10 protein-coding genes, 1 tRNA gene and 1 pseudogene are annotated in these 9,834 nt (G+C 57.0%); 10 read left to right on the top strand and 2 right to left on the bottom strand.

Going from position 1 to position 9,834, the window contains the following annotated elements; genetic code table 11:
- Positions 1-377 (bottom strand): annotated as a pseudogene (locus CLV78_RS23445) (transposase); the annotation flags it as partial.
- A gap of 903 nt (positions 378-1,280) precedes the next feature.
- On the opposite strand from CLV78_RS23445, the gene CLV78_RS23440 reads away from it, so the two are divergent.
- From CLV78_RS23440 to CLV78_RS23395, 10 genes are all read left to right on the top strand, one after another.
- A tRNA-Ser gene (locus CLV78_RS23440) sits at positions 1,281-1,370 on the top strand.
- 151 nt (positions 1,371-1,521) lie between these two features.
- Entirely contained in the window at positions 1,522-2,820 is a 1,299-nt protein-coding gene (locus tag CLV78_RS23435) for a tyrosine-type recombinase/integrase (RefSeq protein WP_106208569.1), read from the top strand.
- Positions 2,820-4,292 carry a hypothetical protein gene (locus CLV78_RS23430; protein WP_146136780.1) on the top strand — a complete coding sequence of 491 codons (1,473 nt, stop codon included), beginning with the start codon at positions 2,820-2,822 and terminating at the stop codon, positions 4,290-4,292. Before CLV78_RS23435 ends, CLV78_RS23430 begins: the two co-directional genes overlap by 1 nt.
- A gap of 106 nt (positions 4,293-4,398) precedes the next feature.
- Positions 4,399-4,656: a helix-turn-helix transcriptional regulator gene (locus tag CLV78_RS23425; protein ID WP_106208566.1), complete on the top strand. Its 258-nt coding sequence runs from the start codon at positions 4,399-4,401 to the stop codon at positions 4,654-4,656.
- A gap of 47 nt (positions 4,657-4,703) precedes the next feature.
- Entirely contained in the window at positions 4,704-5,051 is a 348-nt protein-coding gene (locus CLV78_RS23420; RefSeq protein ID WP_106208565.1) for a hypothetical protein, read from the top strand.
- Positions 5,052-5,069: 18 nt separating this feature from the next.
- Positions 5,070-5,369 carry a hypothetical protein gene (locus CLV78_RS23415; protein WP_106208563.1) on the top strand — a complete coding sequence of 100 codons (300 nt, stop codon included), beginning with the start codon at positions 5,070-5,072 and terminating at the stop codon, positions 5,367-5,369.
- Positions 5,370-5,450: 81 nt separating this feature from the next.
- Positions 5,451-5,747: a hypothetical protein gene (locus CLV78_RS23410; RefSeq protein WP_106208561.1), complete on the top strand. Its 297-nt coding sequence runs from the start codon at positions 5,451-5,453 to the stop codon at positions 5,745-5,747.
- A gap of 192 nt (positions 5,748-5,939) precedes the next feature.
- Positions 5,940-7,322, top strand: a complete 1,383-nt coding sequence (locus tag CLV78_RS23405; protein ID WP_106208560.1) for a reverse transcriptase domain-containing protein — start codon at positions 5,940-5,942, stop codon at positions 7,320-7,322.
- Positions 7,319-7,570: a hypothetical protein gene (locus CLV78_RS23400; protein WP_106208558.1), complete on the top strand. Its 252-nt coding sequence runs from the start codon at positions 7,319-7,321 to the stop codon at positions 7,568-7,570. The genes CLV78_RS23405 and CLV78_RS23400 overlap by 4 nt, the downstream gene beginning before the upstream one ends.
- A gap of 144 nt (positions 7,571-7,714) precedes the next feature.
- On the top strand, positions 7,715-8,494 hold the full coding sequence (locus tag CLV78_RS23395; protein WP_106208557.1) for a helix-turn-helix domain-containing protein: 780 nt from the start codon (positions 7,715-7,717) through the stop codon (positions 8,492-8,494).
- On the opposite strand, the gene CLV78_RS23390 is transcribed toward CLV78_RS23395, so the two are convergent.
- A complete protein-coding gene (locus CLV78_RS23390; RefSeq protein WP_106208555.1) occupies positions 8,491-9,468 on the bottom strand; it encodes a hypothetical protein in 978 nt (325 codons plus the stop codon). The genes CLV78_RS23395 and CLV78_RS23390 overlap by 4 nt on opposite strands.
- Positions 9,469-9,834 lie beyond the last annotated feature (366 nt).

Raw genomic sequence — 9,834 nt, 5'->3', positions numbered from 1 at the left:
CTTGATCCCCGTGCTGTCGATCAGAAGGTTCAGAGGGCCAGTCCCACCACGATACGGCAGGTTTACGTTCAGCGTCTTCTGACGGCGGCAAAGGGAGCTGAAATCCGGCACCTCCCGGCCCAACCCGACCAACTTCAGCAAGCTCTCAACGAAGCCTGTCGTCTGCCGGAGCGTCAGGCCGAACAACACCTTAGCGTCAGGCAGGCCTGGATCGCGGCGTCACTGAATTGTTGCCGTCGACCGCGTCTGCCCGTCGGCGGCGGTGTCCAGACCATCTGGGGATCAAGCGAGATTGATAGCGACCCACGTCGCTTCAGGCTGACATTGTAAGCCGACCAGTTCGTGGTCTTGTACTTTGTAGGGGCCCAACTGCTCATGTGCTCGAGCAATCATGCTGGATTCGCAAGATGAATCCCTCAACTCATTTGTGCAACGAAGCCTCATCCCGAATGAAATCCAGGCAACTCCGGCGCCGCTTTTTCTTTCCCTCGGTTTCGAAGCCTTTCTTTCGCTTGAGAGCTATCGACCTAAAGAAATTCTCGTCGATCGAAGCCTTGAAACCAGGTTTCAGCCATTCCAGAAAATGGTGACGATATTAATCCTGTCTCGCCTTGTCTGCGGGTCGCATCTCATCCCGAGTTTGCCGCCACTACACGCCTCGACGACGTCGTGCAAATGGACCGGTTGCACCAATACCGAGCGATCCAATTCCCGATCACCATTGACGAGGTCCAGCACGAAAAGCCCGTACCAGAGGCGGAGTGTCTTTCGGACGCTGTCAGGACCGACATTCTATCGGGCTTCGAGATGTTTCTTGGCGAGTAGCGGGATCGGCCGACGCTGGAGTGCCAGCGCGAGGCGCCGCGTTTCGCTGGCAGTTCTCAGGGGGGCTGCCGGGGTGCCCAAAAGGGCAACGGGAAAGATCATGGCCGCTCCTCCTTGGTGTAAAGGGGGGCGGCTCGTCCCTGTGCGGACGGAAACGCTGGCCGGCCCGGGAGGCCGAAAACGGCCATGATGGGTGCACCTGCCTCGGATAGAAGCGGGCAGAATCGGCCGTGAAACTGCGACGTAATGTGTAGGCTATCGGCGGCAGGTTTCGCTTGGAGGGCTGAAATTTCTGGCCGTCTGATCGAATTTCGTTGCCCAGATCTTACCCAAACCGGGTGCCATAGGGTGCCTTTCGGTGCCATTTCAAGGGTTTGTGGCCCCAGCGGCGACTCAATTGGGAGTTGGCATTTTCCCCTTGTATATCCTATGCTTGCGCAGATATACCGGCCAACGGAGACGTGGCCGAGTGGTCGAAGGCGCTCCCCTGCTAAGGGAGTAGGCGGGAAACCGTCTCGAGGGTTCGAATCCCTTCGTCTCCGCCACCTCAACACCTGAACTGATGATGTTGAGGGTGATTTATACCAAAAAATTCAGCATCTTCCACGCTTCGCGAACAGTATGTTGTGCGATTGGCGTGTTGTGAATGTGATTGAATATGGGTACTTTTGGCGGGTAAGATGAGGGGTTTTTTTGATGCCAAAGGTCGCCAAAGAGATGTCTGCGCTTGAGGTGAAGCGCCTTCAGAACCCCGGTAAGGGCACAAATCACACCGTTGCGGTGGGCGGTGTCGCAGGGTTGATGCTTCAAATCACGCCTAACGGCGGCAGATCGTGGTTACTCCGAACAAAGGTCGGCGTGAAACGCCGCGAGTTTGGGCTTGGCGGTTTCCCAGAAGTCTCAGTAGCCACTGCACGGGATCGGGCGCGAGACTTGAAGGACAAGATCCGCGAAGGAGTTGACCCAACCGAAGAGCGCAAAGCAAGGAAGGCGGCTCTCGTTGCCGCCCAGCGCCGAGGGCTGACTTTCGCCGATGCAGTAGACAAGTACCTGAACGCCAAACTGGACCAATACAAGAACCCGAAGCACCGTCAGCAGTGGCGGAACACGCTCCAGACCTATGCCATTCCGGAGCTTGGCTCCATGCTGGTGCAAGACATTGCCGTTCAGGACGTTCTTCGTGTGCTTCAGCCAATCTGGCTGGACAAGACGGAAACGGCGTCTCGTCTTAGGGGCCGTATTGAGGCTGTGCTGAGTTGGGCGACAGTTACTGGTCACCGTTCCGGAGACAACCCGGCGCGCTGGGCCGGAAACCTGAAAGAACTCTTGCCCGCTCCCAACCGAGTGGCCAAGGAAGAGAACCACCCGGCCCTGCAACTGGACGACGTGCAGCGCTGGCTTGCCGGAGTGCGGGCGATGGACGGTATGGGCCGGTACGCCTTGGAGTTCGCCTTGCTCACGGCCACTCGCTCTCAGGAAGTGCGCGGAGCACTTTGGGAAGAGATTGACCTTGAAAAAGGCATATGGACCATCCCTGCCCAACGAATGAAGAAAGAGCGCGAGCATCGTGTTCCCTTGTCCAGCGGCGCGTTGGACTTCCTAGCCAGTGTACCCCGGTTTGAGGCATCGGAGCTTGTGTTCCCTGCGCCGCGCGGAGGCAAACTCTCAGATATGACGCTTAGCGCGGCCATGAAACGGCTGCACGAAGCTGATTTGAAGACCGGCGGCGCTGGGTATGTGGACCGAGTTTCTGGTCGCCCTGCTGTGCCTCACGGGCTGCGCAGTACCTTCCGGGACTGGGTGGCTGAACGGACCGGGTTTCCCGGCGACATGGCCGAAGTTGCTCTTGCGCACAAAGTTTCTAACGCCGTGGAAGCCGCATATCGGCGGGGCGACATGGTTGAGAAGCGCCGGACAATGATGCAGGCATGGGCTGACTTCGTGAACGGGTCGGTGACCGATAGCAATGTCGTCAGCTTTGCGGGGAGCGTTTAGTGCAACGGGTTGCAGATGGGGGTCGAGGCAGTGAGAAGCCACCCAAAGGTTTCTACTATCTACGTGACGTTTTTTCGAAGTTGTACGAGGAAGCATCGCCGGAGTTTGAACCGGAGCGCTCCCGCCGCGGAAACTTCTCAAAGCCCTCACTTCCGGGAGAGGAAGCCACCACACATTGGCCAACCCCGGACAAAGAGGCGGTGTGCCGTGGGATAGCATTTTCAATCCTTCAACGAATGATCTGGCCGCAATCGACCGACAAAGGGCCTTTGGAATGCCGGCTGTGGCAGGATGGATCTACGGTGAAGCTTGGCGAAGCAAACGATCTAGATTTGGAAGACCTTCTTTGGGACTGCGACCCAAGTCCCGCGCCGATCATTGTCGATAGCAAGCACGATGCACTGTCGTTTGCGGAGGCCGATCCGCTTCGGCGGGATTTTCCATTCGTCGACCCCAAGAATTGGCGGGTCCGTGAGTCGCCCCGTTTAGATTTCGCCAGATCGAAAGAGGAGTTCGAGGAACTTCTACTCATATGGGACAAGGTCGCTCCATATGCTGGCGGGGACATGCTGCTTCGCAGGCCCGAGGGCTACGCCGGGAAGGGCACGCTCAGTCTCAGCCAGATTGTTGCCGACCACTACAAGGTAATCCAAGACATTGCTTGCGGCGTTTCCCCGAAAAAGTCCTCAAGACTGTTCGCGGAGAACGTTCAGCGCCTCGCCCATACGTACATGATCTTTGGTGAACGCACCAAACGGCCTGAGTTGTCTTGGATCGCGAACGAGTTGTCACGCGCGTCAAGCCCCTCTGACAGAACGAACGCAAATTCACGACCGGGCGTGCGCGACCGTATCGTTCGGTCTTACAGGGACGAAGTATGGAAGGAAGTTAGAGCATTGCGGAATGAGACGGTCAGTCTTTTAGAGTTGATCCAGTTCATCGCGGGGTTTCCTGAGCACCCACCAGCAACCACCCAACTTGAGCAAGAAATCAAGATCGGAACCGGCTTTCACAACAAGTGGTATCGTTCGCAGCGCGAACACTGGCTCGGCTGGATGGCATGGCAATGCTACCAGCAGAGATTGAAGGGAAACGACCCCTCACGGGTAGACGCGAAGGGCGTTTGGAGCCGATTGAAGTGCAGTCCTTTGATGTTCTGGCTGGCTGAATGCGCCGGAGTGGAAGAAGACATCTTAAACAAAGCCACTGAACAGGCAAAGAAGGCGGCACGGATCAATCCAAAGGATGGCAACCCTCACGGCACACTCATTCGGGAGGTTCTGCCTTGGGAGGTCCTGGCGGATGCCCTTGAAAGGTGCGCAGACGCGAAACCGTTCAGCAAAGCAAATGCTGATGATGATCCGGCTGCACGAGATGATGTTGATCTGGCCGCACGTCGGCTTGCGGAAAAGCTTCCGGCTTACCAAGACGCCGTTAGTTGGATGGATTTGGGCATAGAACCAAAACCTTAGTTGGTTTGCCAATCGAACGGCCTGCTCTCTCTCGCTACCTTAGTCACATATAACTGCGCCCAAGCAGACGCACCTTTGGGTTGCAATCAGACTGAGGAGAGGATGCATGAAAGAATTTGCCAAGGAACACTTTGGCAGCGCCGCCGAAACCGCCATTCCGCCCGACACTGCGCATTCGACCGCTTACGACACTGTGGTCAGCGCTGACCAAATCGCTGAGTGGTTTGGCGTGACCGTCGGCACTGTCTGGTACTGGAACCGTAGTCTCCCCGACTTCCCGAAGCCCTTCAACATCTCGCGGCGCTGCACCCGCTGGAAGAAGGCTGAAATCAACGACTGGTTTGAGCGCTGCCGGACTACTTAGTGGCGCCCACCAACACCTGAAGTTCAACACAACCTAGGAGCAATCCAATGAAGATCACCGATGCAACTCGTTGCAGCGGACAGGAGAACTGCGTCTCGCTGAAGAAGCGCTGGGGCCTGCCCGCTGATACTGAGAAGAAAAACTCAAAAAGTCTGGACACCCAGTCGAACAATCCTCGCGGCACCCAGCGCGGGAAGACTGCCAGCGCTCTTGGCGTTGATCCCACGAGCACGGACGGCTCGGAAGCAAAAAATGCCAAATCGGCAGATGGCCGGACGGAGCGCCGCAAGAAGATTGAGCGCACCATCGGCGTGTCGCTTGGTGATCCGTCTCAGCCTTCCGACCCTCAGGACAACCCCGTGTCGCAGGCCTTCGGTGGCCTGTCGAAGAACTAGCCGAAAGAGACAACAGCCATGGCGAACACCAAGTTTATTCCCAAACCCGAGTTCAATGCGACGCTGACCAAAGGGCGTTACACACTGCTCACCCCGAACGAGGCCAACCCCAATCAGCCAGGGGCCATCGTGTTCGAGGAAGGCGAGCCGGTCCCGGTTTCCGCGGACACTAAGGAGTACCTCGAACAGAACGCCGTTGATGCCGTCGATTACCGTGTGAACGCCCGTAAGACGGAAACCCGCTTCGAGTGCAAGTTCACGTTCGAACCGATCAACTCCGGCGCTCTCTCCGCCAACGTCCAGACCGAAACCCGCTGAACCCATCCTGTCATGTTCCGCGGGCACGACACCCGCGGGACACCTCTCTCGCACAACCTCTTTGATCAAAGGAGATCAAGAATGAACCCCAACGATACCCATCCTAGCAACGAAACCCAGTTGTTGGCCGAGCTTGAAGCGCTTCGCCCTTCGCTGGAGAAGATGATTGTTCGCTACGGCTGTCTTTTGGCGATGCAGGCCGATGCAATTTCCGTTGAGCTTTACTCGGACGATGGGGAGAACCTGTCCCCCGAAACCCGTCGCTTGGGCCTTGAGAACGAGGTCACTCTTCGCAGCTTGCAGGCTTTTCTGGCGTGTCTCACATGTTTTCCGTTTCCGCCGATGTCTGCCGAGCCGGAGGGGCACCCGGAGACCTAAGGCGACGGCGAACTGCCGACCTCCTTTTGCCTCTCGACAGGCGCTCACAGAGCCGCATAGGGCGCCGCCTTCCCACCCACACATCAACCACACCAGAAGAGCCTGTCAGAGGCCGCTGACACCGCCCAGCCCCCGCCCCAAAGGCCATTAAGCCGATCAGAAACCCAAGCCTCCAAACGCAGGAACGCCGACATGTCTTCCGGCCAAAGCGCCCAGCACCTCCAGATGCAACGAGTTGCAACTCCCCATACGGACCGGGAGTGGCGCCGGGAACATGGCCGCGCCTATGCGACCTACCGGAAGTTGGCGCATGCCATTGCTATGGCAACTGCATCCGGAAAACGGTTGAACCCGGTTGTCCGCAACTTCCTGCGCAATCCTCAGGTCAAGATGGTTGCCGCCCTTAAGGCGCTGGGCGGCGAGACCGACCGTGAAACAATCGTCGCCCTCCAGAGCCGTATCAACGCATGGGCCACCGATTATCTGCCTATTGAGTGGCATTTCAAACGCAAGCCCAATGGCACCCAGCGCCCCATTTGCATCCTTCCGCCGGAACTGAAAGCGGTCCACTACATGGTGGCCGAAGTCATCAAGCAACAGTTCGTCGGGGACGCGACCCTGTTCGGTGTCTCAGGCGCCAGCCGGGATGATTTGGCACGCGCCCTGAAGGTGCTCCAGAACACCGGATATGTCTACCTCGCTCAGACTGACATCGTCGATTGCTTCCAGAGCATCGATCCGGACGCCCTGTATCAACTGCCCATACCAGAGGAGGTAACCCGCCAAGCACTAGACATCCGTAACCTAGAGGCCATTCATAGAGACAATCACGCGACTTCGCCGGTCTATCGTGATTACCCCTCTTACCGTGGTCATGTAATATCACACGAGGCAAGCGGACCGAAGGGACTTATGCAAGGCTCCCCGGCGTCCAGCATCATTCTCGCTTGGTTGCTGAACGGCATTCCTTCGCGAGACGATGCGCGGGTCATGATCTTCGCCGATAACTTGGTCGTCGCGGCGCGGACACCCGCTGGTAGCCGGGAGATGGTCAATACCTTGGTCGCTCACTTCGAGCGATGTCCGGCTGGTCCGCTTGCGCTGTGTGAACCCGAGTTCGCCGACAACACCCCTCTGTCGTTCCTGGGTTACCTCTTCGCCCCCTCGCGTGAACACATCGGTATCTCTGACGACGCTTGCCACCGGTTGGAGCGCCGCCTGAATGCAGCCGATGTCGCCGATGAAGCCCAATGCCGCCACATCCTGAAAAACCATCAGCACATGGTTCGGGACAACGAGCTTTTTGCCCGCCTGAACCCTTTCATCAATGACTTCCCTGTCGAGATCTGGCGCACATTACTGGATTTCCGGTTTGGCTACCCCGCGGCTCCATCCGACTGCCCGGAACTGTCATTGTTCTTGGAGACCTCCGCCAGCGCGGCTGCAATGCGCAACGACTGGCGCACTCTCCATCTGCACAATCACCTTTTCTCGGAACCGGGCACACCGGAACACACCGACATCCGCGAAATCCTCAAAAGACACCCCGGTCAAAACACGGAGACACCCGAATGAACATCCTCGTTCTGCTTCTTGCAGCATCCTACCTTGGCGCTGGCCAGTTTTGCTTCAGTCGCATCGTTATCTCGGAGTTGATCCGCAATGCATACCACGCGTGTCGAGACGCGGAGCGTGAAAGCGCCCGGTTTACTCTGGCTCAGTTTCACAATTGGACGTTGGCGGGCGTAATCTTGAAGGCCAGCTTCATGCTTTTTTGGCCGATTTTCCTGCTCTACGGCTTTCTCTCCGCGCGGTGGTTCTGATCTGGCAGCCCGACTGCCACGAAAATGCTGCAACCAGTTGCACGAAATGCGATCCCCACTCTCCGAGCCTTCACCCTTTTGCTCAGGTTAGTGCCGGTTTGTGCCGGAAATTCGCCCCTAAAACTCACCTGAGGACCGACGACGATGACCGACCAACCCGATGAAACGCAACCCACCAACGTGGCGAACACGCCCAGCGCTTCGGAGCAATCCAAGGTTGCAACTGAAGGCGACATCCTGCCACCAACTCCGGCAAATCATGTCCGCAACATGGGGCGGCTTCGGTCCGAACAGCAATGGGAGATCGTCCGCGAGCATCTGCACCCGATGGTGATGCAAAACCGTTCAGGTGCTGCAATCGCCAGCGAATTCGGCATCTCTGTCGACACGGCCTATCGCTGGCGGAAGCGTCTGTTGGAAGAACTCCGCCACGAGGCCGTGGCGATGCAGCCTCGCGACTTCATCATGGAAAGCCTGTCGTCGCTGAGGCGAGCACGTGGCGAGGCGTGGGATAGGTTTGAGGCTGCGCAAGACGAAACAAGCAAACGAGCCTGCCTCAACTTGATCATCCAGACCGAGAACCATTTCGCCCGGATCGGTGAACGGATCGGCTTCTATGGTCGCGCTGGGGATAGGCCGATGGAGGCAAAAAGCTACGGCGAGTTCGGGGGCGACAACGGGGAGGAAGGCATTCGCACTCTGCAGAAGATGCTGCTCCAATTCATGTCAGAACCGGATGCTGGGGACAAAACGGTTGAAGTTGTCGATGAGAGGGAGACCTATGACGATCTGTTGTCGGAGGTGCGAGCGGAAGTGTCGGAACCGACACTGGACGTTGTGACGGATATGATCGTTGACGATCCCGCGCAACTGGCGCGGCTCATTCGGCGTCGTCGCCCGCCCGCCATTTCCGAACCATCCTAGTACCAGTGGGTGTAGGCGGCTATCCTCCATTCGAGTTCGTCGGACGGAGCATCCATGAGGGACGCGCAGTCCTGTACACCTTTCTCGTACACAAATCCTTGGGATGCGGTTTGGTTCAGGATCACAATCGACTTCAGCCCGTCCAGGTTAAACTCAGTGAACGAATGGCTGCAAAGGCCATGGGCGATTACGGCATTCTGGATCAAAGGTGTGATGCGTGCCAGCGGCAGAACTACCGCAAGGTTTCCTTCCTTAACCACGACCTTTTTGGGTCCCCACCCCCAAACAAGCTCGTGGGCGTTCTTCTGTAGTACATGATCACTCGCAGTCGAGGCGCTCTGACCTTCGCCAGCCCTATTTGCTAGGGCGCGGCGGTACTTCGACGTCTTAGCCGAGTAGGTTTCGTCAGATGGCACCAGTGCAGAAAGAAACTGATAGCCATCTAGATTGCCCCTTGTATCGCTTGCTGGAAGTGGCCGAACAATACTTAGTGCTAGTGCCTCGATGTCTGCTTCGTCCGTTGGGGCCAACATAAGGTTTTCTGCCGAAAGCGCATCGATGTGGGTGCGGGCCGCTTTCCAATCTCCGTCGGCGATTAGCGATTTGGTCTCCGCTAGGTGTTCGTCATAGTCAAAAGGCTCCGGCTCTAGATCGCTCTGCGTCGATATAGTTGCGTCGTCATGCTGGAAGTTTGACTGTGCTTGGGAACTGTCGACCTTTCCCTCACCAACATCGTTTCTCACTAATGGTGCGCTCGGAACAGTGCCGGACTTGCCTTCGCTCCCTTCCCATCCAAGCGACATAATGGGAAGGAAAAGCGCAAATATCCCACCTGCAACTGAAACCGCCAGCGTCTTAGCCGCCCTGTTCCGAGTTCTGAACGGAGCGAAGGGATAGATGATCCCTAGTAGAGAAGCAAATATAGCAACAACGGCGAGCAAAAGTAGGAGAGCAGCAGCAATGAACATGATCATTCCCATTTCCGAAACGGTTCATGCTGCCGTTTAGACAAGGAAGCTGGCAGAAATTTGACATTTCATAGGGTTAGGAGGTGACGTCCTCTGCGAAGAAACTGATACGATAGCAGTGCTATCCGTCGGTGCCGTCCCGTTGGTCACTCAACAACAGGATCTCTGCCTTCGTGGACCGCATCTCTTCGACGGCCTCTCTCAACAGCGCAATCCCATCATTCAAGACATCAATCTTCTTGGCTTCTTCATTGTCGTCATCTTCGCCTTCGTAAGGTGGAGTAGCCCCCTGAGAGTGGTCCACCAACTGGGATAGATTGTCCTGCAAATTGGAGGATCAGCGATGGCTGGGAAACGAGAGAAGCCCGAAGA

The organism is Aliiruegeria haliotis (assembly GCF_003003255.1).
Taxonomy (GTDB): Bacteria; Pseudomonadota; Alphaproteobacteria; order Rhodobacterales; family Rhodobacteraceae; genus Tropicimonas; species Tropicimonas haliotis.
The sequence above is the reverse complement of the archived record's forward strand: the minus strand, read 5'-3'. Positions and strand labels throughout refer to the sequence as shown.

Coding starts and splice junctions, on each gene's coding strand:
- CLV78_RS23425 (WP_106208566.1), top strand. CDS start 4,399: ATGAAAGAATTTGCCAAGGAACACTTTGGCAGCGCCGCCGAAACCGCC.
- CLV78_RS23395 (WP_106208557.1), top strand. CDS start 7,715: ATGACCGACCAACCCGATGAAACGCAACCCACCAACGTGGCGAACACG.
- CLV78_RS23435 (WP_106208569.1), top strand. CDS start 1,522: ATGCCAAAGGTCGCCAAAGAGATGTCTGCGCTTGAGGTGAAGCGCCTT.
- CLV78_RS23420 (WP_106208565.1), top strand. CDS start 4,704: ATGAAGATCACCGATGCAACTCGTTGCAGCGGACAGGAGAACTGCGTC.
- CLV78_RS23415 (WP_106208563.1), top strand. CDS start 5,070: ATGGCGAACACCAAGTTTATTCCCAAACCCGAGTTCAATGCGACGCTG.
- CLV78_RS23405 (WP_106208560.1), top strand. CDS start 5,940: ATGTCTTCCGGCCAAAGCGCCCAGCACCTCCAGATGCAACGAGTTGCA.
- CLV78_RS23390 (WP_106208555.1), bottom strand. CDS start 9,468: ATGATCATGTTCATTGCTGCTGCTCTCCTACTTTTGCTCGCCGTTGTT.
- CLV78_RS23400 (WP_106208558.1), top strand. CDS start 7,319: ATGAACATCCTCGTTCTGCTTCTTGCAGCATCCTACCTTGGCGCTGGC.
- CLV78_RS23410 (WP_106208561.1), top strand. CDS start 5,451: ATGAACCCCAACGATACCCATCCTAGCAACGAAACCCAGTTGTTGGCC.